Here is a 20,416-nt window from a genome sequence, read left to right as displayed (position 1 = left end):
CCGATCCGCTCCCACAACTCATCCGACACGATCCACGGCGATGCCCCCACGAGCCGGACAACGCTCAACCCGCCCGTCAGACACGGCAACCAGCGTCAACAGATCTCATTCTGTTAGCTGTTGTAAGGCCTCGGCTTGGAACTCGGCAACGATGGCGGCCTCGCTTGGGTCAGGGCTTCAACCACGCGCACCCATCCGGTGGTCTCGCTGGTGCTGCCGAGGAGATCAGAGGCGTGGCCGGCCGGGAAGGCGGCGAGGGCGTCGGCTTCGCCCGATACAGCGCACCGCGTACCGGCAACCGTCCAAGTCGTCATGACGGGCCCTTTCTAGGATTCGGAGAGCATCCGGAAGAGCTCCGCGTCCATGTCCGTCCTCGCGCCCCATCGGCCGACCCGTTGGCGGATCTCTCCGGCCAGGCGGACGTTGCCCTGGTGGAACTCGTCGACGAGGCGTGTGGTGATCTCCAGCTCGGCCCAGTCCGTCTCAAGCCAATGCTGTGTCTGCGGGGCGCTGGACCAGGTGCTCCAGAAGCGCTTGGCGCCACCGGTCTGGATGCCCAGGGATTTCTGGAGGGTGCGGCCCTCGCCGGCTGCGGGCGTCAGCTCGTGCTCACCCAGGCGTGACTGGTGTTCCGGCGTCTGGCGTTCGGGTTCGGGGCCGGGCCGCGACGAGACGGCATCAGAACACCCCCTTGTTCGAGTCGGTACGAGGTCAACGTGGGATGGTTCGAAAATCTGCGCTGGAGAAGGGGCTGAACGGTAGAGCTCTATCGGGCAGTCCGAATTGGAGTGACTGGCCAAGGTTCCGGACCCATACCGTTCGCGGAAAAGGGCTGCGGCGTCGAGCCCGGACCGGCCTCGCGGGGGGGGGCTCCGGTGGTCACGCCGAGGGCTGATCCAGTCCGGGGAAACAGAAAACCCCCGCTGAGCGGGGGTGTTGTCTGATGCTACTGGTGTCCGAGGGGGGACTTGAACCCCCACGCCCGATAAAGGGCACTAGCACCTCAAGCTAGCGCGTCTGCCATTCCGCCACCCGGACCAGGTGTTGTGTCTCCGTCGGGTATTCCCTGCGGCGACGTGGAAAAGAATACCAAGGTTTCGGGGTGCCTTTTCACACCCGGTTCACGCCCCGTCCACGTCGTGGTCCGGCAGGAGGCCGCGCACCGCGAAGGCGGCGGTTGCGCCGAGGAGGGCGCCGGCCAGGACGTCGCCGGGGTAGTGCACGCCGGTGTAGACGCGGGAGAAGCACACCGACCAGGCGAGCGGCGCGAGGGCCAGGCCCCAGGCGGGGTTTTCCAGGGCCATGCCCGTGGTGAAGGCGGCGGCCGAGGCGGCGTGGCCCGAGGGGAAGGATGTGGTGAACGGCTGCCGGGACAGTCGGCGGACCACGGGGACCGCGTCCAGGAGTGGCCGGCCGCGCCGTACCGTGCGTTTGCCGAGTGTGTTCACCGTCGCCGAGGCGACCGCCAGCGACATCACGCCCCGCAGTGCGGCGCGCCGGGCGGGCCGGCCGCCCAGTAGTGCCGCGCCCGCTGCCACGCCGAACCACAGCATCCCGTGGTCGGCGCCGCGCGACAGCCTCGGCAGCACCCGGTCGCCCGCCGGCCAGTGGTGGGCCGCGACACGCTGGAACAGGGCCCGGTCCCACGCGCTCACCGTGTTCCGCATGCGGGGCGGGTACCCGATCCGGCCGGATGCACCCCGCACGGGCCCGGTTCAGCCGTATGCCGTACGGGGCATGCGCCCGGGGCGGTGTCCCCGGAGACTCGTGCACGGAGGGGACGACCGCAGCACCTCGCTTCCGAAAGGCGGGCTCCGGATGAGCGCCAAGGACAAGGTCAGGGCGAAGGCCGAGCAGACGAAGGGCCTGATCAAGGAGACCGCCGGCCGGATGACCGGCGACCGGCGCATGGAGGCCCAGGGGCGCTACGAGCGGGCCAAGGGCGACCTGCTCGACGTGATGGAGAAGACGCGGCAGAGCTTCAGGAAGAAGCACAAGTAGCCGCCGCCCGCCCGCGCGCGAGGCGTTCCGTACACGGCCGGCCATGGACGCCGACAGCGTCGCCGACGAGCTCTTCCTGCTGCGGCCGGAGGAGTTCACCGCCGCCCGCGACCGGCTCGCCGCCCGGGCCGTCCGCGACGGCGACCGTGAGCTGGCCCGTCGTCTGAAGGCCCTGCGCCGCCCCACGCTGGCGGCCTGGGTGTGCAACCTCCTCGTACGGAACCGGCCGGACGAGGCCCGTGCGCTCATCCGCCTCGGTGAGGGGCTGCGCGAGGCCCACCGGACGCTGGACGGCGGGGAGTTGCGCGAGCTCGGCCGCCGGCAGCGGGTCCTGGTCGCCTCTCTGTCGCGGGAGGCCCGCCGGCTCGCGGAGGACGCGGGGCACCGGGTCGGTGACGCCGTGGCGCGCGAGGTCGAGGAGACCCTGTACGCCGTCCTCGCGGACCCCGGAGCGGCGGAGGAGTGGGTCACCGGGCGGCTGTCCCGTCCCCTGGCCGGGGCGCCCGGCTTCCCCGGGCTGCTCCCCGGCCCGGCGGACCGGCTGGCGGCCCCGCCGTCCCCGGCCCCGCCCGGCCGGGAAGCGGGGGCGGAGGCAGGGGAGGGGGCCGAGGTCGCCGACCTCGCCGAGGCGCGCGAGCGGCGCGTGCGGGAGCGGCGGCGCGACGAGCTCGGCCTCGCCCGCCGCCGGGCCGAGCGGGCTGCGGCCGACGTCCGCGCCTGCGAGACGGAACTGGCCCGGGTCCGGGAGGCGGCCGACCGGGCGGAACGGGACGAGCGCACGGCCGGGCAGCGCCTCACGGAGCTCACCGCCGAGCTGGACGCCGCCCGGGCCCGCCGGAGCGCCGCCGAGGAGACGGTGGGGGAGGTTCGCGACCGGCTCCGCGAGGCGGAACGCGCCTGGCGCGCGGCCCGGGAGGCGGCGGAGGCCGCAGATGTCGAGGTCGATCGCCTGCGCTGAGCGAGAACGGGCCCGGCACGGGCCCCGGCGCGTCACTCCTCCATCAGCCGCCGCACCACCCGGCCGAAGAGCCGGTGGCCGCACAGGGCCGTCACCGAGTCGAACGCCGCCGGCAGGCCCGCGATATGGAGGACCTCGCGCCAGACGACCCAGGAGCCCGCCCCGGACGGGCCCACCTCCAGCTCGGCCCAGCCGGTCATGACGGAACCGCGCTTCTCCAGCCGGCAGTGGCCCGGGCGGCTCCCGGCCGGCGGCTGCCAGCGGACGACCTCCATGACGTCCTCGAACGCCACCCGGCCCACACCGGTACGGGCCGTGAACCGCGTCCCCACGCCCGTCGGCGGCGGCGTCGTCACCACGACGCGGGTGAACGGCACGTACGCCCCGTGCCGCTCCCAGTCGGTGAGCCGCCGCCACGCCTCGCCGACCGGCAGCCGGGAGTGGTGCCTGATCTGAATGGATCTCATCACTGAATGTATGTCACATCTCGGCGGGCGATGCCGCCCGCGTGCCCCTTCCGGCCCTGCGTAGACATTGTCTACGCATTGGTGGTAGACAGTGTCTATGTCACAGGAACCCGATACCTCCCTCCGCGAACGGCTGATCGACGCCGGGGTGGAGCTCGTGATGACCGAGGGCACCGCCGCGCTGGGCCTGCGCGAGATCGCCCGCCGCGCCGGTGTGTCGCACGGGGCCCCGCGCCGGTACTTCCCCACGCACCACTCCCTCCTCTCCGCGATCGCCCGCCGTGGCTTCGCGGACCTCGGAGCCCGCGTCGCCGCCACGACGGAGGAGGCCACGACGCCCCGCGCCCGGCTGGACGCGCTGGCGCGGACGTACGTCGGGTACGCGCTGGAGTGCCGCGGCATGTTCGAGCTGATGTTCCGGCACGACCTGCTGGACAGCGAGAAGAACGCGCCGGGCGGGGGCGGGGCCCGGCTGCGGGAGTCGACGCTCCCCATGTTCGGCCTCTTCGCCGGGCTCGTCGCCCACTGCCGCGCGGACGAGGGCACGCCGCCGGACGTCGCGGCCGCCGCCCTGTGGGCCAACCTCCACGGCGTCGCCCAGCTCTGGGTCTCCGAGAGCCTGCCCCTCGTCCTCGGCACCCATGCGGCGGGGGACACGGCGGGGGACGCCGGTTCCGGCCGCCGCCTCCCCGCCCCCCTCGACGCGCTCGTCACGGCCGTCCTCGACGCCCACCTCGGCCCGGTGAAGCCGTGACCGGGGCCGCACGCGCCCGCCTCGTCCTCCTCGTCAGCGTGGCCGGCGCGATGATCGTCGCGCTGGACGGCACGGTACTGAGCGTGGCGCAGCCCAGCCTGCAACGGGACTTCGGCGCCGGCGTCGCCCAGGTCCAGTGGACGAGCACGAGCTATCTGCTCGCCGTCGCCGCGCTCCTCGTCGTCGCCGGCCGCCTCGGCGACCGGTACGGGCACCCGTTGATGCTCCGTCTCGGACTGCTCGGCTTCGCGGCCGCCTCGGCGGGCATCGCGCTCGCGCCCGGCATCGGCTGGGTGATCGGACTGCGCGCCGTCCAGGGCGTGTTCGGGGCGCTCCTCCAGCCTGCGACCCTCGCCCTGCTGAGATCCGCGTACCCGGAGGAGCGGCTCGGTCGCGCCGTCGCCCTCCGCACGAGCGCCATCGGGGTGGCGGCCGCGGTCGGACCCGTGCTCGGGGGTGCCCTCGTCGGCCCGCTGGGCTGGCGCGCGGTGTTCGTCATCAACGTGCCGGTCGCCCTCGCGAGCGCCGCGGTCACCTTCGCCGTCCGCGCCCCCGCGCCGCCCCGCGACGCCTCCCGGCGGCTCGACCTCCTCGGCGCCGCCCTGCTGACGACGGCTCTCGCGGTCCTGGTGCACACCCTCGTCGGCGTACCGCGACACGGCTGGACCGCCCCGCCGACACTCCTCGGCCTCGCGGCCGTCACGGGCCTCGCGACGGCGTTCGTCGCCCACGAACGCCGCGCGCCACAGCCGATCGTGCCGCGCGCCGTGGCCCGGTCCGTACCGGTGGCGGCCTCGATGACGCTGTTGCTGCTCACCACGGCGGGCATGCTCGGCGCGTTGTTCGTGGCGACGTTCTTCCTCCAGAACGTCCTCGGGTTCGGCCCGTTCGACTGCGGTCTGCGCGTGCTGCCGCTGACCGCGCTGATGGTCCTCGGCGCGCCCGTCGCGGGTGCGGCCCTGCGCCGCCACGGCCCGCGCCGTACGGCCATCGCCGGGTCGCTCCTCGTCGTCCTCGGCGTCGCCGGGCTCTCCCGGCTCGACGCGGGCAGCCCGTGGACGGTCGCCGGGGCCGCCTTCGCGGTGCTCGGCGCGGGGTTCGCCACCGTGATGGTCACCGCCACCGGGACGGTCGTCGGCGACGCCCCGCCCGGCTACGCGGGGGTGGTCGGCGGCCTCAAGCAGACCGCGATGAACGTCGGCCCGGCCTTCGGCATCGCCGTCGCCGCGGGCATGATGCTCCTCGATCCGCGGGCGGGCGCCGACGCGGCCCCACGGATGGGCCCGGCCCTGCTGGTCCTGGCCGGGGTCGCCGCGCTCGGCCTGCTCCCGGCGGCCCTGCTGCCGCGCGGCGGGACGCCCGGGAAGGCGACTCCCGGGGAGTCGACTCCTGTACGGGGGACGCCCGTACAGGACGACGCCCGTCCGGTCGGTCGGCGTACCGCGGACTGATCCGGGGTCCGTTCGGCTCAGCCCACGGCGTGCCGGGCGACCAGGGGGCGCAGCCCGTCGATCACCACGGAGACGCCGAAGCCGAAGAGCCGGTCGCGCTCGGCCCTGCTCCGCCGCCGGAGCCCGCGGGCCTGCTCCTCGACGGTGAACCCGTTGACGTAGCTGGTCAGGACGTCACCGGCGGAGGCGGCGGTCCCGTCGTCCAGCCCCTCGTCCCGGAGCACGGTGACGAGGCGCTCGAAGAAGGCGAGCGCCATGGGGCCCGGCGCGCTCATGCAGGCGATGACCCGTGCCCCGTCGGCGTGCGTGAGCATGGCGTCGCGGTGCGCCCGGGCGATCGCGGACAGCCGCTCCGCCCAGTCCCCGTCGGGCAGCGGTACGGCCGTCGCGTCGGCGGCGATGTGTTCGGCGATCGCGTCCAGCAGGGCCTGCTTGCTGGGGTAGTGCCAGTAGAGGGCGCCGACCCGGACGCCCAGCGCGGCCGCCAGTTTGCGGGTGGAGAACTCGTCCAGTCCCACCTCGTCGAGCTGTTCCAGCGCGGCCTTCAGCACGATGGACCTGTCCAGCGGCATCGCGAACCTCCCGTGTTCCTTCGTCGTCCCATGATGCCCGGGCCCCTTGCCGACCTGAACACCGACCAAGTAACTTGAGCACTGTTCAATTGAACAGTGCTCAATAAGCGGTGCTCACTAGGGGGAGACATGCGTGTCATCGTGATCGGCGCCGGGCTGGGAGGGCTGTGCCTGGCACAGGGGCTCCGGCAGGCGGGTATCGACGTGGCGGTCCACGAAAGGGACCCGGGCGTCACGGCCCGCTTCCAGGGCTTCCGGATCGGGCTCGCCGAACCGGGGCTCGCCGCGCTGCGCGGCTGTCTGCCCGGCGATCTCCACCCCTTGGTGGAGGCGACCCTGGGCGACCTCACGGGGCCCGCGCGGACCGTCGATCCGCTGCTGCGTCCGCTGGGCGAGCACCCGGGGAAGCGGGCCACCGCCGCCGACCGGCACGTCCTGCGCCACATCCTGCTCGCGGGGCTCGACGACGCGCTGAGATTCGGCAAGGAGCTGACGGACTACCACGTGCGTTCCGACGGCCGGGTGGAGGCCCGTTTCGCGGACGGGACCACCGACACGGCCGATCTGCTGGTCGGCGCCGACGGGATCAACTCCGCCGTACGGGCCCGGCTGGCGCCGGCCGTCCGGCCCGACGACACCGGCGTCCGGTTCGTCATCGGCCGTACGCCCCTCACCGACCGCTTCGCCGCTCTGGTTCCCGGCTTCGGCACCCGCGTCGTCGCCCAGGACGTGAGCATGCTGCTCGGCCTGATGCGCTTCCGCCGGCCGCCGCACGAGGCGGCGGCCGAACTGGCGCCCGGGCTCCCGCTGCCCGCCACCGCCGACTACCTCCGCTGGGCCATGCTGCTGCCGCCCGGGCAGGCGCCGGGGGCCGCCCTCGGCCGCGACGGGGCGCAACAGGCCGTACTGGCCCGGACGGAGGGCTGGCACCCCGAGGTGCGGGCCGTCGTCGAGGCCGCCGACCCCGACAACAGCGTCCTGCTCCCGATCCGGGTGGTACGGCCCGGCCCGAGATGGCCCCTGGGCCCGGTGACCCTCCTCGGGGACGCCGTCCACGCCACGTCGCCCAGCGGTGGCAACGGCGCCAACACGGCACTGCGGGACGCCGATCTGCTGCGGAGCCTGCTCCTCGACGCCCACGCGGGCCGCCGCACCCTGCCCGACGCCGTCGACGCGTACGAGCGCCGGATGCTCCGCTACGGAGCCGAGGCGGTGGAGCACAGCCTGGCCGCCATGGTCCCTTTCCTCCAGCCGGCGGACGGGACGGCCACGGGGGGCGTACCCCACGCCTCGGCGCCATCGCAACCCTGACGATCGTCAGGGGTCGGCGATGCCGTTCGGCAGGGGTGGCACGGGTCCGGGATCCATAGGTTCGGGACCATGGAACAGCACAGGGAACGAACGTCAACGAGCCTCGGCCGACTGGAGAGCCGGCCGGTGCGCCGACCGGGGCGCCGGCCGGCGGCCGCCGTGGGGGTCGCGGTCGCGGCCACCGGGCTGCTGTGGTGGCTGACGCCGGGCGGAACGCCCAGGGCTAGTGGGGCCGTCGAGGTCACGAGCGGGGCCTCCGTCTCGCTCTACCGGTCGCTCGCCGGAACGGCGGCGGACGCGCCGGGCTGGGTGGGGACGGCGCTCGGCCTGGCCACCGAGGGAACGCTGGTGGTGCTCGGGCTGCTGCTCGTGTGGACCGGATGGCGCGGGCTGCGCCGCGGGGACGCGCGGACGGTCGCCGCGGTGGTGCTGGCCGGTGTCGCCACCGTCGTGGCGTACGGGATCAGCGAGATCCTGAAGACGATGGTGGACGAGGAGCGGCCCTGCCGGGCGCTGAGCGGTGTCACGGCGGTCGCCCCGTGCCCCGGGGTGGGGGACTGGTCCTTCCCCAGCAACCACTCCACCCTCGCCGTCGCGATCGCCGTCGGCGTGGCCCTGGCGCGGCCGCGGCTCGCCGCCGTGACGCTGCCGCTGGGCGCGGCCGGCGCGCTGCTGCGGGTCGCCGTGGGCGTGCACTACCCCCACGACGTGCTGGCCGGCTCCGTGCTCGGCGCGTCGGCGGCGCTCGTCCTGTTCCTCGCGCTGCTGCCGGTCACTGTCGGGCCGGTGGCCCGGCTGACGTCACGGTTCGGACCGGAACGGGGCGCCCAGGAGATCCGGGGGCGTCACACCCGCTTCGTGGGCCATGACGGCGGCCGCGGCCCGGTTGTCGACGCCCAGCCGGGCCAGTATGGAGCTGACGTGCGCTTTGACGGTGCCTTCCACCACGTGCAGACGCCGCGCGATCTGCCCGTTGGACAGCCCGGCGGCCACATGGGCCAGCACGTCCCGCTCGCGGGCGGTGAGGGCCGCGACCCGCTCCCGGGCGGCGGCGCGCCGGCCGGCGGCGGACCCGGCGCCGGTCGCGGCGAGATGGGCCACCACCCGGGCGGCGACCTTCGGTGACAGATACGCGGCGCCGCCGGCCACCGCGCGGACACCCGCGATGAGCTCCTCGGGCGCGCCCGACTTGACGAGGAAACCGGCGGCGCCGCCCGCGAGCGCCTGGAGGATGTAGTCGTCCTCGCCGAACGTCGTGAGCATCACGACCCCCGTCTCCGGCGCGGCGCCCCGGAGCGACGCCAGCGCCTCGATGCCGCCCACGCGCGGCATGCGGATGTCGAGGACGGCCACGTCGGGACGGTGCCGGCGGACCAGCTCCACCGCCTCGGCGCCGTCGCCCGCCTCCGCGACGACGGTGAGCCCCGGGTCGGTGGACAGCACCGCCCGGACGCCCGCGCGGACCATCGGCTCGTCGTCGGCGATCAGTACCCGGATCACCGGCCGCTCACCCTCCGAAGACGGTACGGCCGATCAGCCGGCCGTCCTGGAAACAGAGCTGGTACGCGTCCCCGGAGCTGGAGACGAACCGGGCGGCCGTCACCGCGTAGTACTCGCACCTGATCCCCGGCCCCTTCGGTTCGTACGCCCGCGGCCGGTACGGCAACTGACGGTCGGGCAGCACACGCGCCACCTCCGAGCGATTCTGCCCCAGGCGCAACGCGGTGTAGTCGGCGGGGGCGAGGACGGTGTGGGACAGCGTCAGCGAGCCCCACGCCGTCAGGGCACCCGTGAGGACCACCGTGGCCAGCAGCGGCACCGCGACCGCCGCGGCCAGGGCACGGCCTGCCCGCCGCCGGGCCCGCCGGTGCTCCGGCGGCAGCGCGCCAGGCCGCCCACCGCCCGGCGCGGCGGGCGCCGGGGACGCGGGCCGGGCGGACGGCGTGCGCGGCAGCCGGGCCGTCACCGCGAAACCGCCCCCGCGCGGGCCGCAGTCGAACGAGCCGCCCGCCAGCCGCACCCGCTCGTCCAGGCCGATCAGCCCCAGGCCCCCACCGGGCAGGGGCGGGGCCACGGGCGCGGGCGGGGGAGCGTTCTCCACCGAGACCACGACCTCCGTGGCCGTCCGGGACAGCCGCACGGTGGCCGTCGCGCCCGGGGCGTGCTTGGCGACGTTCGTCAGCGCCTCCTGGACGACCCGGTGCGCGGCCCGCTCCACCGCCGGCGGCATCTCGTACTCCTCGCCCTCGGTGCGCAGGACGGCCGGCAGCCCCGAGGCCGCCGCGTCCTCCACCAGCCGCGCGACGGCGAAGTCCGCGGGCTCCGTGGGCGCGCCGTCCGCCTCCTCGCGCAGGATGCCGATCACCTGCCCGAGCCGCTCGACCGCGCCCGCCGCCCGGGCCCGTACGTCCTCGGCCGCCGCCCGGTGCTCCTCCGCCAGGCCCGGCGCGAGCTTCAGCGCCCCCGCCGACAGCGCGATCAGGCTCAGGTCGTGCCCGAGGGCGTCGTGCATGTCCTGGGCGATGCGGGCCCGTTCGCGCAGCCGCGCCTGCTCCGCCACCAGCCGCTGCTCGCGCTCCAGCCGCCCGGCGCGGTCCCAGCCCAGGCGGGTCAGCTCCTGGTACTGCCGCCACACCCGGCCCGCGAACCACGGCAGCAGCGCGGCCCCGACCACCACGACCACGAACCGGCTGCCGAGCACCAGCAGCCCCGGCACGGCCACCACCGCGATCGACGCCGCCGTCACCAGCACGGTCAGCGCCACCACCAGCGGCCGGGTCCGCCCCGACAGCCGCCCCGCCAGAAAGGCGGCGGCCATGGCGGGCAGGGCCCACCACAGGCTCGTCGCCCCCAGCCCGGACGCCGCCACGGCGACCGGCGCCAGCACGGCCCCCGGGTCACGGCGACGCCCCGGCGCGCCGGTCGCCGCCGCCGTCGTCTCGGTCGTTCTCGTTCCGTTCACCCGGCCACGGTAGGGAACGCCGGGAGGCCGACGGAAATGATCGCGCTTCCGCCTCAGACGGCCGGGCGAGCGGCGTGAGCGGGACGAGCGGGGTGAGCGGCGTGAGCAGGGCGAGCCGCGTGAGCGGAATGTGCCGCGTGGGCGGGGTGGCGGCGTGGCGCGGGCGCGGTGAGCTCAGGCGCCCCGGCGGGGACGGGCACGGCGGAGAAGATCGCGTCCTGCCGCTCCTGGAGCTCCTTCCGGCGCTCGGGCGTGGTCGTGGGCAGCCGCTGCTCCTCGTAGAGCTTGTGGGTGTCCTCCTGCGCCCGCTTGCTCTCCGGGGTGTGGAACTGCACCTCGAAGACGTGTCCCGAGCGCGGTTCCCTCCACGCGGAATTGACGCCCTTGTAGCCCTTCGCGCGGCCCCAGGTGTTGGACCACTTCACGCTGTCGTCGCCCCATCCGGCCAGGACCGACGAGGCGAGGGCGACGCCCGAGGCGTACCGCCCGTCGGGCCACTGGAGGGTGTAGCGGACGGAGTCGCCGATGCCCGCCAGCGCCTGGTCCACGGTCCGGCCGGGGGTCTCCTTCATGGAGGTGGCGACCTTGCGCTTCAGCGAGTCGGGGGACTTCAGCCGGTGGTCGAAGCCGATCACTTGGGCATGGCTGATCACGGCCGCCGCCCTGACCTGCGGGCTGACGGTCCGCTCCGCGCGGCGGGCGCGGAGGAGGAAGGCGTCGACCTTCTTGTTGTCGGCGGCGTTGAGCTCCAGCCCGTCGCCGTGCCACCCGCCGTCGCCGGGGCCGCCCTTGAGGGCCTTGCCTGAGGTGTCGCCGTGGGCGCCGGGCAGGAGACCGGCCGACAGCCCGGCCGGGGACTGCCGGTCCCCGGCCGGAGCCGCCGAGGCCGTGTGAGCCGGGACGAGGCCGAGCGCCGTGACCAGCGCGGCCGAGGAGACGGCCCGGAGAGCGGTGCGGTGGAGGGTCATGGAAGTGTCGCGTCCCTTTCCTGGTGAGTACGCGTACCCAACCGCAGGACATGCTCACCGGTAATACGACACCACGCTGTGTCCCGTCTTTCGACGTGATCCGATCGGTGCCGTGGCGAAATCCCCGCGCCGACGGCCCGGTCACTCGTGGTCACTCCTGGAGCCAGAACCCCGTCCGCTCCCGCCACAGCTCCAGCAGTGCCGCGTCCCCGGTGACCTCCGGGCCGCCGCCCGCCGCCGGGCGGCCGTAGACGAACAGCACGAGATCGGCCGGCGGGGCGCTCACGACGACGGTGGCGTCGCCGGGGGCGCGGCTCCAGACCGGGATGTTGCCGGTGAGGTCGACCCGCCAGTGCGCCCGGGTCCCGGGCGCGGTGCCGGTGGCGCGGAAGGAGAGCGTACGGCCGGGGCCCAGCAGGGCGGGCACCCCGGGGCCCGGGGCGAACGCCTCCGGCACCGAGCCGAAGGACATCCACTCGTCGAGCGCGTCGAAGGCGACGTCCTCGGCGACGGTGAACTCCACGCCGGCGGCCGATGCCGCGTCCGCGCGGTGGACGGCCGTCTCGTGCGTCATCCTGCGGGCCCAGAACGCCGGGGAGGTCTCGCCGGGCACCGGGGTCCACACCGCCGCCCCGGGCCCGGCGTCCCGCAGCGCGGCCGCCAGCAGCTCCGCGCCCTCGGTCAGCCACGGGCCGACCACGGCCATGTCCTCGTCGGTGTACCCGGCGACGTCGTTGAGCCGTGCGTCGGACACGGCCTCCGGCGACCGCGTCCGCACGATCGTCTCCGCCCAGCGGTGCGCCCAGCCCACGTGGCGCAGCAGTTGCCCGAGGTTCCAGCCGGGGCAGGACGGCACGGGGACGCTGAGGTCCACGCCCTTGACGTGCGACCGCAACAGGTCGGTCTGCGTGAGGATTTCGGCGCGGAGACGGTCGAAGCCCATCGGTGTCATGACGCCACGGTACGACCCGTGGCCGTGGGGCGCCTCCGCCGTACGGCGGAGGGACACCCGCCCCTGGAAGGACGTTCCGGGGCGCGGGGGACGGCAGGGTGGGGAGCGACGCCACGGGCGGCGGGCCCGCGCCGCACCGCAGGGGAGTGCGGCGCGGGCCCGTCGGCCGTGGTCCGTCCGGCCGTGATTCCGGTCAGCGGAGGACGACGTTGTAGGCGGGGGTGACGTCGGGCTGGAGATCGGCGTACCCCAGCTCGGCCAGGATGGGCCCGAGGTGCTTGGCGAAGGCCTCCAGCGCCTCGCCCGACTCCCAGACGTCGACGACCCGCCAGCCCCCTTCCACCGGGCCCGCGATGTGCGCGAGCAGGCCGGGTACGGGCAGGTCGGCCGGCGAGGTGAAGCCCCGGCCGTTGGTGATACGGGTGATGCAGTCGTCGTAGAGCTTCTGGCCCGCGGTGCCCTCGACATGGAACGTGACGACGATGGCCATGGTGGCGTGCTCCTGTCCCTGAGATCCCTGAGATCCGTGTGCGGTACGGCCCCGCCGGGCCGTACGGACCAACGATCGCCCGGGACACCGTCCGGGGCACCCGCGTGGGTGACGGCTCGTCGGAGCGTCGGGAGCTGATCCGTACGGACCGGGCGCGGGCACCGGTGCGGTGTGCTCAAGTCCCGTGGCCCGGGCGGCACCGAGGGGCGGGAGGGACGGCCCCGGCACCCGGCCCGCGCCGGTTGCCTATGCTGACGGGCGTGAACGCCGCCCCCCGCACCCCTCAGGACACCCTCGACGCGCTGGCCGCCCTGGACGAGCTCGCCGACGCCGACCTCACCGGCCTGGACCTCCGCGCGGTCCTCGCCCGTCGCACGGCCCCCGTGGTCCTGCGCCGCTGCGATCTCGGCCGGGCCGATCTGCGCGGCGCGGACCTCACCGAGGCCGAGTTCGACGACTGCGTCGCCGTCGGGGCCCGGCTGGAGGAGGCCGTGCTGACGGGGGCCCGGTTCCTGGGCGGCTCCTTCGCCTCGGCGGACTTCGAGGCCGCCGACCTGGGCGACGCCGTCTTCGAGCGGACCGACCTCGCCAACGCCCGCTTCCCGCGCGCCATGCTGGACGACGCCGCCTTCACGGGCTGCCGGATGACCGGCGCCGACCTGTCCGCGCTGCGCGGACTGGCCGTCACCCTGACCCTGCGGAACTGTGCGATGCAGCTCGTCGACCTGCGCGACACGGCCCTGCGCGGCGTCCGTCTCACCGGCTGCGACCTGACCGAGGCACACCTGTACGGCACCGATCTGCGGGACGCGGTCTTCGAGGACTGCCGGCTGCGCGAGGCCGACCTGAGGGAGGCCCGGCTGGACGGCGCCGATCTGCGCGGCGCCGACCTCGGCGAGATCGGCGAGGCCGTGGTGTCCCGGCTGCGCGGCACGGTGATCTCACCGGCCCAGGCCGCCGCCGTGTGCGCCGCGCTCGGCCTGCGGGTGGTCGGCTGACGGCCACCGCCGGAAGCCCTACCGTTTGACGGCCTCCCCGGCCTTCGCCCAGTTGGCACGCAGCCGGTCCAGGTACGACTGGGCCTGGGGGCCGGGCTTCGTGCCCCGGGCGATCGCGCTCATGTTGCCCGCGCCGGCGTTGTAGCCCAGGGCCAGCAGCTCGTTCCGGGTGTAGGGGCCGGATGTCTTCTGCGGCAGGCCCGTGGCCAGGTCGTGGAGGAACCACGCCGCGGCCTCGACGGCCAGGTCGGGGTCGTCGGGCAGTTCGTCCCAGGACCGGTTGGCGAAGTCGCGGCCCTGTTTGGTGTCGTCGAAGGCCGCCTTGTGCATGTTCGCGATGCCGAACGCCGAGTCGGGCTTCATCCGCTGCCAGGCGCGCTCCAGGGCCGGGTCGTGCGGCTTGTACGACTCGTTGTAGAGGATCGCCATCAGCAGCTGGGCGTCGACCTTCGCCCGCCCCGCGCGCTTCACGACCTGCGGTGCGAAGCGCGCGGGGTCCTGGTTCGCGGACGGCGACGACCCGCTCGGCACGCCGGGGCCCGCCGAGGCGGGCGGCGGCGCGGCGGGGGCGTCCGCGCCGCCGCAGGCGGTGAGGGACCCGGCCGCCGCGACGGTCACCACGACCGTCGCGGCGAGCCGCCGTAGGGGTCGCAGGGATGCCATGCGCCGTCCGCCTCCTCACACCCGCCCCGGGGGGCCTCCCGCCCCGGGGCCCTGCCGTCCGTCAGACGCTGACGCCGAAGTCCGAGGCGATGCCCGCCAGCCCCGACGCGTAACCCTGGCCGATGGCCCGGAACTTCCACTCGGCGCCGTGCCGGTAGAGCTCGCCGAAGACCATCGCCGTCTCGGTGGAGGCGTCCTCGGTGAGGTCGTAGCGGGCGAGTTCACGGCCGTCGGCCTGGTTCACCACACGGATGAAGGCGTTGCGCACCTGCCCGAAGCTCTGGCCGCGCTGGTCGGCGTCGTAGATGGACACCGGGAAGACGATGCGGGCGACCCCGGGCGGGACCGTGCCCAGCGAGACCTGGATCTGCTCGTCGTCCCCGTCGCCGCCACCGGTGAGGTTGTCCCCGGAGTGCACCACCGAGCCCTCGGGGCTGCGGAGGTTGTTGAAGAAGACGAAGTGCTGGTCGGAGAGGACCTTCCCGGCCGTGTCGCACAGCAGGGCGGAGGCGTCGAGGTCGTAGTCGGCGCCCGTGGTGGTACGCACGTCCCAGCCCAGGCCGACCATGACGGCCGTCAGGCCCGGGGCCTCCTTGCTCAGTGAGACGTTGCCGCCCTTGGCCAGGGTCACGGCCATGTTCTTCCTCCGGAGTTCGCTGGACTGCGTGCTGTCATTGCGCAATAACGCCAGGCCAGAGCCTATGGTTCCCGACTTGCGCAAGCAATGAACCATTTTGTCACGCCCGTCACGACAGCCACCCCCATCACCCCGTCACCCCTCCTCCGCGAGTACGACGATCTGGTCCCCTTCGCGCAGAGTCAAGGGCGCGGTCCTGGACGGGTTGAGGCGCACCCCGTACGAGGGCGCGGTGTCGCGGTCCCGGCCGGTGCGGTAGCCGATCGCGGTCTCGCCCCGCCTGCGGGCGGCCTCGACGGCGGTCGCGAAGGTGGCCTCGGCGCCGGGCACCAGATAGTGGTCCGCCGGCTTGAGGTAGATCTCCGAGCCGGCCGGGTCGAGCAGGATGCGCAGCACCCGGTAGAGCCGCTGGTTCTCGGCCAGTTGCGTCAGCAGCAGGCAGATCAGCTTGTTGCTGACGATGAAGTCGTCGGCCTTGGTGACCTGGGCGACCTCGCGGTTGCTGTCGTTGTTCATCTCCGAGACGATCGAGTACGGGTCGCCGAGGCCCACCTCGATGTCGCGGAGGTGCAGCAGCGTCACCAGTGTGTGGTTGTCGGCCTGTTCGGGGTCGACGGTCTCGTCCGAGAGGACGAGGATGTGCTGGTAGCCGCCCGGGGAGAGGGCCTCCAGCGACCGCCTGTTCGTGGGCACGCAGTGTTTGTGCCCCAGGGCGAGGCGCTCCGGCGCGAGGTCGTCGAAGCCGGCCGGACGGCCGGGGGAGGCCACGTCGAGGGCCGAGCCGGGCCGGGTGAACTCGTCCAGCAGCTCGATGATCTTCGTGGCCCGGGAGTTCCAGCCGATCATCAGCGTACGGCCGGGGGCCGGCGGCCGCCCGGTGCCCCCGGCGATCGCCTTCTCCACGATCGGCGGCGGCTCGTCCGCGAGCCGGATGAACACGTCGTCCTCGGCCACCAGGACGATGCCGTCCTCCGCGCCGATGAGGGTGTCCATGGGCGGGTTCAGCAGGATCCGGCCGTCCGCCCGGGCCACACCGATGGGCACGCCGAGGGCGTAGCGGTGCAGGGCGTCCCCGTAGGCCACCCCGGCGAGGGCCGGTTCCCGGGTGATGTAGATCTCGTTGCCGTAGAAGCTCAGCAGTTCGTTGCAGACCGTGGACAGGCCGCACTGCCGGTGCGACTGCACGGTCAGCCGTACGGCGAGGTCGTCCGCGTCGACCACCAGCCCGCTCGGCCCCGCCGCGAGCCGGGCGGCGGCGAGGTTGCCCGCGTCCTGCACGGCGGCGATCAGCGGCGGCCGGTCCTTGGCCCACGGCCTGTTGTTGAGGACCAGCAGCACCTTGATCACTTTGGTGTCGCTGTCCCGGGAGAACGACGGCAGCACGATGACGGCCTTCGCCGTGTCCGGGCTGACCAGCTCCAGGTCCGTCTGCTTCAGCGGATTGCCGGACCGGCAGATCACCTGTGTACGGCCGGTGTCACGGACCCGCAGCCGGATCTGCTCCTCCATGTCCACCTTGTCGCGGTCCGCCAGGATGGCCACGCAGGACCGCCGCTCGCTCTGATTGGCCTCGACCAGCTCCTCGACCACCGTGAACACCTGCTCCGACCAGCCCAGGACGACGGTGTGGCCGCTCTCGATGATCTGCGAGTGCCCCTTGCGCAACTGCTGGATCCGGTTGTTCAGGCCCGTGGTGAGCACACCGATGAGGGTGCTCACCAGGAAGATGCCCCCGATGGTCACCATCAGCATCAGCGCCAGGAACACCCAGCCGCCGTGGTCCCCGCCCATGGTGCCGGGGTCCAGGGTGCGCAGCAGGCTCATCCACGCGACGCCCGCCCAGCCGCCGTTGGCCTCGGTGTCCTCGTCGGTGAGGGTCACCACCAGCACGGTCGTCACGCCGATCAGCGCCACCGACGCCAGCGCCAGCCAGCCGATGAGGGCCGGTGTGCCACGGTCCATGGTGCTGTCGAACCAATACCGCAGCCGGTCCCGCCACTTCACCCGCACCACTCCCGCCGTCCGCCGCCGGGGTGGTTCTACCCCGTCAGAGCGCCGGTAGCCCGGTCCATGTGCCGGCCCATGTGGCGGTCACGCGCCACTGGGCCGGGCCCGTACGTGCATGCGCTCGCCCTGCGGGCCGAAGAGGCTGAGGAACTCCACCGGCTCGTCCCCGGCGTTGGCGAAGCCGTGGGGGACACGTGTGTCGAACTCGGCGGCCTCACCGGCGGTGAGGACGAGATCGTGCTCGCCGAGCGCCAGCCACAGCCGCCCCGACAGCACGTAGAGCCACTCGTACCCCTCGTGGGTCTTCTGCTCGGGCCGTACGTCCTTCACCTCCCCGGCCGGGACGATGTGCTTGAAGGCGCGCAGGCCGCCGCCGAGGTCACGGGTCAGGGGGATGAAGGTCTTCCCGTTCCGGGTGAACGGGCGGGGGTGGACGCGAGGGTCCCCGGTGGGCGGCGCCCCGACCAGCTCGTCCAGCTGGACGCCATAGGCCTTGGCCAGCGGCAGCAGCAGTTCGAGGGTCGGCTTGCGCTGCCCGGCCTCCAGCCGGGAGAGGGTGCTGAGCGAGATCCCGGTGGTCTCGGCCAGCCGCGCCAGCGTGACCCCGCGTTCGTGGCGCAGCGCCCTCAGCCGGGGGCCGACAGCGCTGAGTACCTGGGGGATGTCGTCGTCGGTCATCCCGCCATTTTGCTGATCCGGCAAGAAATTTTGTCAAGCGGGCGGGGTCCGGGCGAGGCTCCCGGTGAACCGAGAGGGAGGACTCCCGATGAGCATCAGCGGGCACCAGCGCCACCACGCCGAGAACGCCGGCGTCGACGTCGCCGAGTACTGGGAGCGGCGCTACCAGGAGCGCGACCGCGTGTGGAGCGGCAGGGCCAACCCCGTCCTCGTCGACGTCGTCGAGCCGCTGCCGGCCGGCACGGCCCTCGACCTGGGCTGCGGCGAGGGCGCCGACGCGGTCTGGCTGGCCCGGCACGGCTGGCGGGTGACCGCCGCCGACGTGTCCGCCACCGCGCTGGAGCGGGCCTCGGGCCACGCGGCCGGGGCGGGCGTCGCGGACCGGATCGACTTCCAGCGCCACGACCTGGCCCGCACCCTCCCCGACGGCTCCTTCGACCTGGTCTCCGCCCAGTTCTTCCAGTCGAACGTGGAACTGCCCCGCGAACGGATCCTGCGCGCGGTCGCGGAGAAGGTCGCGCCCGGCGGCCTTCTGCTCGTCGTCACCCACGCCACCGTCCCCCCGTGGTCCTGGCACCCCCACGAGGACGCGGTCCCCACCCCGCAGGAGGAGCTCGCCGCGCTGGGCCTCGCGCTCGACGACTGGCACACCGAGCGCCTGGACGCCCCCGCCCGCCGGGTCACCGGCCCCGAGGGGCAGCAGGCCACGGTCACCGACAACGTCATCGCCCTCCGGCGCCGCGTGCGATGAGCGCACGGGCCCGCCCGGCGGGGTTCCGCCCAGGACCCCGCCGGGTAGGGTCGACGGCCATGGACAACGCCATGGACATGAACATCCTCGTGCTCGGTGGTACGTCGTTCGTGGGCCGCGCGATCGTGGAGGACGCCCTGCGCGCCGGCGCCCGGGTGACCCTGTTCGGCCGGGGCAGGACGGGCACCGGCCTGTTCCCCGGGCTGACCCGGCTCATCGGCGACCGCGACACCGGCGACTACGCCGCGCTGCGCGACGGCCGCTGGGACGCGGTCGTGGACGTCAGCGGCTTCGTCCCCCGCCACGTCGGCCAGGCCATGGACGCGCTGGGCGACCGCGTCGGCCGGTACCTGTTCATCTCCAGCCACGCGGTCTACGACAACACGGGCCTGGGGCCGGACTCCGACGAGGACACCCCCCGCCGCCCGCCCGTGCGCGACACCGAGGTGCTCGACAACACCACGTACGGCCCGTGCAAGGTCGCCTGCGAGGACGACGTCCTGGCCCGGTACGGCACCCGGGCCACGATCGTCCGGCCGGGCAAGGTCGCCGGCCCGTACGACCCGTCGGACACCTTCACCTACTGGGTGCGGCGGGCCGCCCTCGGCGGCCGTGTCGCCCTGCCCACCGACCCCGCCCAGCCGGTCCAGATCGTCGACTCGCGCGACCTGGCCCGCCTCGTCGGCCGGCTGCTCGCCGACGACCGCCCCGGCGCGTTCCACGCCGTGGGCCCCGCCGAACCCACCACGCTCGGCGGGCTCATCCGCACCTGCGCCCGCGTGGCCGGGACCCGGGTCGAGATCGTGCCGGTGACACCGGCCCCCGGCGAACTGCCCCCGCTCTTCCCGCTCCTGCGCCCGGACCGGCCGAGCCAGCGGCGCAGCCCGGCCCGGGCCCGCGCGGCGGGCCTGCCCGCGACCCCGCTGGAGGTGACGGCGGCCGACGTCCTCGCCTGGGACCGCGCCCGCGGCCTGCCGGCGCTCCGGCGCGGTTTCAGCCCCGAACAGGAGAGGGAACTGCTGGCGCGAGAGGACGGCCCGGGCCGGTGAGGGGTCAGCCGCCCGCGAGCTCCGCCGCCTCGTGGGCGTCGAGGAGCGGGCCGGTGAACTGCCGCAGCGTCCCGCGCCCCCGGTCGCGGACCAGCACATGCAGGGCCAGGTACGGGGCCACGGCCTCCATGAAGGCGGCGGGGGTGTTGGAGCGGACCACCGGGACCCGGTTGTACGGGTGGGTGCTCTCCGCGCCCCGGTCCTCGTAGCCCCACCGGGCGGGCACGGCGCGCAGCAGCGCCTCGCCGATGTAGCGCACGGCTCCGGTCGTGAAGTCCGCGTTGGGAGCGGCGTCGATGGCGGCGCGGTCCGGGTAGCGCGACAGCAGCAGCGGCTCCAGCGCGTCCAGGGAGTCGAGGCCGAAGTCGAAGGGGAAGCCGGACGGAAGATGGGCCCGGCGCCACTCCTCCAGCGCGGTGTCCATGGTGGCCAGCCACCGGTCGAGGAACGCGCACGCGGGCCCGGTCATGGTCGCGCGGTCCTCGGCCGTGTACGCCTCGGTCCGGCCGGGATCGTTCAAGGTCTTCCGCCTCCATCGTCGCCGGGACCGTCCGCCCGGGAAATCCGCCGCCGCTACGGTACAGGGACGCCCTCGGCGTTCCGGCTGCACGAACCCTCATGTCGGTTCACCCGAACGGTAGATAGACGCCGGGCACTTGGCTCGCACACGGTTTGCCCGCCCTTGGGTATGGCCCCGCCGGACCGGGGCATACTCCACGACCGTGACGGAAAAGCCCGCCCTCGTAC

At 74.2% G+C, this 20,416-nt stretch carries 22 protein-coding genes, 1 tRNA gene and 2 pseudogenes; 9 read left to right on the top strand and 16 right to left on the bottom strand.

Annotation, left to right across the window (positions count from 1 at the left end; all coding sequences use genetic code 11):
• Positions 1-326 precede the first annotated feature (326 nt).
• From K6I33_RS13545 to K6I33_RS13535, 3 genes and pseudogenes are all read right to left on the bottom strand, one after another.
• Positions 327-800, bottom strand: a complete 474-nt coding sequence (locus K6I33_RS13545) for a hypothetical protein (protein ID WP_229351375.1) — start codon at positions 798-800, stop codon at positions 327-329.
• Between the two features lie 150 nt (positions 801-950).
• Positions 951-1,038: transfer RNA gene (locus K6I33_RS13540), tRNA-Leu, on the bottom strand.
• 107 nt (positions 1,039-1,145) lie between these two features.
• Positions 1,146-1,667: pseudogene (locus K6I33_RS13535) on the bottom strand (phosphatase PAP2 family protein); the annotation flags it as partial.
• Positions 1,668-1,818: 151 nt separating this feature from the next.
• Here K6I33_RS13535 and K6I33_RS13530 point away from each other — a divergent pair.
• Complete coding sequence (locus tag K6I33_RS13530; RefSeq protein WP_229351374.1) at positions 1,819-2,001, top strand: CsbD family protein; 183 nt, start codon at positions 1,819-1,821, stop codon at positions 1,999-2,001.
• A gap of 43 nt (positions 2,002-2,044) precedes the next feature.
• Positions 2,045-2,959 carry a hypothetical protein gene (locus K6I33_RS13525; RefSeq protein WP_229351371.1) on the top strand — a complete coding sequence of 305 codons (915 nt, stop codon included), beginning with the start codon at positions 2,045-2,047 and terminating at the stop codon, positions 2,957-2,959.
• A 32-nt stretch (positions 2,960-2,991) separates the two neighbouring features.
• On the opposite strand, the gene K6I33_RS13520 is transcribed toward K6I33_RS13525, so the two are convergent.
• Positions 2,992-3,426, bottom strand: a complete 435-nt coding sequence (locus K6I33_RS13520) for an SRPBCC family protein (protein WP_229351369.1) — start codon at positions 3,424-3,426, stop codon at positions 2,992-2,994.
• A 97-nt stretch (positions 3,427-3,523) separates the two neighbouring features.
• Between K6I33_RS13520 and K6I33_RS13515 the strand changes: the two genes are divergently transcribed.
• Positions 3,524-4,180: a TetR/AcrR family transcriptional regulator gene (locus K6I33_RS13515; protein ID WP_229351366.1), complete on the top strand. Its 657-nt coding sequence runs from the start codon at positions 3,524-3,526 to the stop codon at positions 4,178-4,180.
• Between the two features lie 50 nt (positions 4,181-4,230).
• Positions 4,231-5,631 carry an MFS transporter gene (locus K6I33_RS13510; protein ID WP_229351376.1) on the top strand — a complete coding sequence of 467 codons (1,401 nt, stop codon included), beginning with the start codon at positions 4,231-4,233 and terminating at the stop codon, positions 5,629-5,631.
• A gap of 17 nt (positions 5,632-5,648) precedes the next feature.
• On the opposite strand, the gene K6I33_RS13505 is transcribed toward K6I33_RS13510, so the two are convergent.
• The gene (locus K6I33_RS13505; protein WP_229351364.1) at positions 5,649-6,203 is read right to left on the bottom strand and encodes a TetR/AcrR family transcriptional regulator C-terminal domain-containing protein; all 555 of its coding nucleotides are present in this window, start codon (positions 6,201-6,203) and stop codon (positions 5,649-5,651) included.
• 129 nt (positions 6,204-6,332) lie between these two features.
• Between K6I33_RS13505 and K6I33_RS13500 the strand changes: the two genes are divergently transcribed.
• Positions 6,333-7,514, top strand: a complete 1,182-nt coding sequence (locus K6I33_RS13500) for an NAD(P)/FAD-dependent oxidoreductase (protein ID WP_229351361.1) — start codon at positions 6,333-6,335, stop codon at positions 7,512-7,514.
• Between the two features lie 266 nt (positions 7,515-7,780).
• Here K6I33_RS13500 and K6I33_RS13495 read toward each other — a convergent pair whose 3' ends face one another.
• On the bottom strand, positions 7,781-8,089 hold the full coding sequence (locus tag K6I33_RS13495) for a hypothetical protein (RefSeq protein WP_229351377.1): 309 nt from the start codon (positions 8,087-8,089) through the stop codon (positions 7,781-7,783).
• Here K6I33_RS13495 and K6I33_RS13490 point away from each other — a divergent pair.
• Positions 7,998-8,213: pseudogene (locus tag K6I33_RS13490) on the top strand (phosphatase PAP2 family protein); the annotation flags it as partial. The gene K6I33_RS13495 and the pseudogene K6I33_RS13490 overlap by 92 nt on opposite strands.
• 102 nt (positions 8,214-8,315) lie before the next feature.
• Here K6I33_RS13490 and K6I33_RS13485 read toward each other — a convergent pair.
• The 5 genes from K6I33_RS13485 to K6I33_RS13465 form a co-directional block, all read right to left on the bottom strand.
• Positions 8,316-9,014, bottom strand: coding sequence for a response regulator transcription factor (locus tag K6I33_RS13485; RefSeq protein WP_229351359.1), 699 nt, complete (start codon positions 9,012-9,014; stop codon positions 8,316-8,318).
• Between the two features lie 7 nt (positions 9,015-9,021).
• The gene (locus tag K6I33_RS13480) at positions 9,022-10,476 is read right to left on the bottom strand and encodes a histidine kinase (protein ID WP_229351357.1); all 1,455 of its coding nucleotides are present in this window, start codon (positions 10,474-10,476) and stop codon (positions 9,022-9,024) included.
• A 53-nt stretch (positions 10,477-10,529) separates the two neighbouring features.
• Entirely contained in the window at positions 10,530-11,444 is a 915-nt protein-coding gene (locus tag K6I33_RS13475) for an ATP nucleotide 3'-pyrophosphokinase (protein ID WP_229351355.1), read from the bottom strand.
• 151 nt (positions 11,445-11,595) lie between these two features.
• Complete coding sequence (locus K6I33_RS13470; RefSeq protein WP_229351353.1) at positions 11,596-12,396, bottom strand: maleylpyruvate isomerase family mycothiol-dependent enzyme; 801 nt, start codon at positions 12,394-12,396, stop codon at positions 11,596-11,598.
• Positions 12,397-12,589: 193 nt separating this feature from the next.
• Positions 12,590-12,886 (bottom strand): hypothetical protein, encoded by a 297-nt coding sequence (locus tag K6I33_RS13465; RefSeq protein ID WP_229351351.1) that lies wholly within the window; start codon positions 12,884-12,886, stop codon positions 12,590-12,592.
• A gap of 260 nt (positions 12,887-13,146) precedes the next feature.
• Between K6I33_RS13465 and K6I33_RS13460 the strand changes: the two genes are divergently transcribed.
• Positions 13,147-13,884, top strand: coding sequence for a pentapeptide repeat-containing protein (locus tag K6I33_RS13460; protein WP_229351349.1), 738 nt, complete (start codon positions 13,147-13,149; stop codon positions 13,882-13,884).
• A gap of 18 nt (positions 13,885-13,902) precedes the next feature.
• On the opposite strand, the gene K6I33_RS13455 is transcribed toward K6I33_RS13460, so the two are convergent.
• The 4 genes from K6I33_RS13455 to K6I33_RS13440 all read right to left on the bottom strand — a co-directional run bounded on the left by K6I33_RS13455 (position 13,903) and on the right by K6I33_RS13440 (position 17,869).
• On the bottom strand, positions 13,903-14,547 hold the full coding sequence (locus K6I33_RS13455) for a transglycosylase SLT domain-containing protein (RefSeq protein WP_229351347.1): 645 nt from the start codon (positions 14,545-14,547) through the stop codon (positions 13,903-13,905).
• Between the two features lie 61 nt (positions 14,548-14,608).
• The gene (locus K6I33_RS13450) at positions 14,609-15,184 is read right to left on the bottom strand and encodes a TerD family protein (RefSeq protein WP_229351344.1); all 576 of its coding nucleotides are present in this window, start codon (positions 15,182-15,184) and stop codon (positions 14,609-14,611) included.
• Between the two features lie 135 nt (positions 15,185-15,319).
• Positions 15,320-17,188, bottom strand: coding sequence for a potassium transporter TrkA (locus K6I33_RS13445; RefSeq protein WP_229351342.1), 1,869 nt, complete (start codon positions 17,186-17,188; stop codon positions 15,320-15,322).
• An 87-nt stretch (positions 17,189-17,275) separates the two neighbouring features.
• Entirely contained in the window at positions 17,276-17,869 is a 594-nt protein-coding gene (locus K6I33_RS13440) for a helix-turn-helix domain-containing protein (RefSeq protein WP_229351340.1), read from the bottom strand.
• Between the two features lie 88 nt (positions 17,870-17,957).
• Here K6I33_RS13440 and K6I33_RS13435 point away from each other — a divergent pair, with 88 nt between their 5' ends.
• Together K6I33_RS13435 and K6I33_RS13430 are read left to right on the top strand one after the other, a co-directional pair.
• Positions 17,958-18,620, top strand: a complete 663-nt coding sequence (locus K6I33_RS13435; protein WP_229351338.1) for a bifunctional 2-polyprenyl-6-hydroxyphenol methylase/3-demethylubiquinol 3-O-methyltransferase UbiG — start codon at positions 17,958-17,960, stop codon at positions 18,618-18,620.
• Positions 18,621-18,679: 59 nt separating this feature from the next.
• Positions 18,680-19,669: an NAD-dependent epimerase/dehydratase family protein gene (locus K6I33_RS13430; RefSeq protein WP_229351336.1), complete on the top strand. Its 990-nt coding sequence runs from the start codon at positions 18,680-18,682 to the stop codon at positions 19,667-19,669.
• Positions 19,670-19,673: 4 nt separating this feature from the next.
• Here the strand turns inward: K6I33_RS13430 and K6I33_RS13425 are convergent, their stop codons facing one another.
• A complete protein-coding gene (locus K6I33_RS13425; protein WP_229351334.1) occupies positions 19,674-20,189 on the bottom strand; it encodes a hypothetical protein in 516 nt (171 codons plus the stop codon).
• Positions 20,190-20,416 lie beyond the last annotated feature (227 nt).

The sequence above is a fragment of the Streptomyces sp. UNOB3_S3 genome (assembly GCF_020740895.1).
Lineage (GTDB): Bacteria > Actinomycetota > Actinomycetes > Streptomycetales > Streptomycetaceae > Streptomyces.
Note: the sequence above shows the minus strand (reverse complement) of the source record. Positions and strands in the feature narration are given on the sequence as shown.

What these genes read in the sequence shown, in the direction of transcription:
- K6I33_RS13530 (WP_229351374.1), top strand. Translation starts at nt 1,819, where the DNA reads ATGAGCGCCAAGGACAAGGTCAGGGCGAAGGCCGAGCAGACGAAGGGC.
- K6I33_RS13525 (WP_229351371.1), top strand. Translation starts at nt 2,045, where the DNA reads ATGGACGCCGACAGCGTCGCCGACGAGCTCTTCCTGCTGCGGCCGGAG.
- K6I33_RS13520 (WP_229351369.1), bottom strand. Translation starts at nt 3,426, where the DNA reads ATGAGATCCATTCAGATCAGGCACCACTCCCGGCTGCCGGTCGGCGAG.
- K6I33_RS13515 (WP_229351366.1), top strand. Translation starts at nt 3,524, where the DNA reads ATGTCACAGGAACCCGATACCTCCCTCCGCGAACGGCTGATCGACGCC.
- K6I33_RS13510 (WP_229351376.1), top strand. Translation starts at nt 4,231, where the DNA reads ATGATCGTCGCGCTGGACGGCACGGTACTGAGCGTGGCGCAGCCCAGC.
- K6I33_RS13505 (WP_229351364.1), bottom strand. Translation starts at nt 6,203, where the DNA reads ATGCCGCTGGACAGGTCCATCGTGCTGAAGGCCGCGCTGGAACAGCTC.
- K6I33_RS13500 (WP_229351361.1), top strand. Translation starts at nt 6,333, where the DNA reads ATGCGTGTCATCGTGATCGGCGCCGGGCTGGGAGGGCTGTGCCTGGCA.
- K6I33_RS13475 (WP_229351355.1), bottom strand. Translation starts at nt 11,444, where the DNA reads ATGACCCTCCACCGCACCGCTCTCCGGGCCGTCTCCTCGGCCGCGCTG.
- K6I33_RS13470 (WP_229351353.1), bottom strand. Translation starts at nt 12,396, where the DNA reads ATGACACCGATGGGCTTCGACCGTCTCCGCGCCGAAATCCTCACGCAG.
- K6I33_RS13465 (WP_229351351.1), bottom strand. Translation starts at nt 12,886, where the DNA reads ATGGCCATCGTCGTCACGTTCCATGTCGAGGGCACCGCGGGCCAGAAG.
- K6I33_RS13455 (WP_229351347.1), bottom strand. Translation starts at nt 14,547, where the DNA reads ATGGCATCCCTGCGACCCCTACGGCGGCTCGCCGCGACGGTCGTGGTG.
- K6I33_RS13450 (WP_229351344.1), bottom strand. Translation starts at nt 15,184, where the DNA reads ATGGCCGTGACCCTGGCCAAGGGCGGCAACGTCTCACTGAGCAAGGAG.
- K6I33_RS13440 (WP_229351340.1), bottom strand. Translation starts at nt 17,869, where the DNA reads ATGACCGACGACGACATCCCCCAGGTACTCAGCGCTGTCGGCCCCCGG.
- K6I33_RS13435 (WP_229351338.1), top strand. Translation starts at nt 17,958, where the DNA reads ATGAGCATCAGCGGGCACCAGCGCCACCACGCCGAGAACGCCGGCGTC.
- K6I33_RS13430 (WP_229351336.1), top strand. Translation starts at nt 18,680, where the DNA reads ATGGACAACGCCATGGACATGAACATCCTCGTGCTCGGTGGTACGTCG.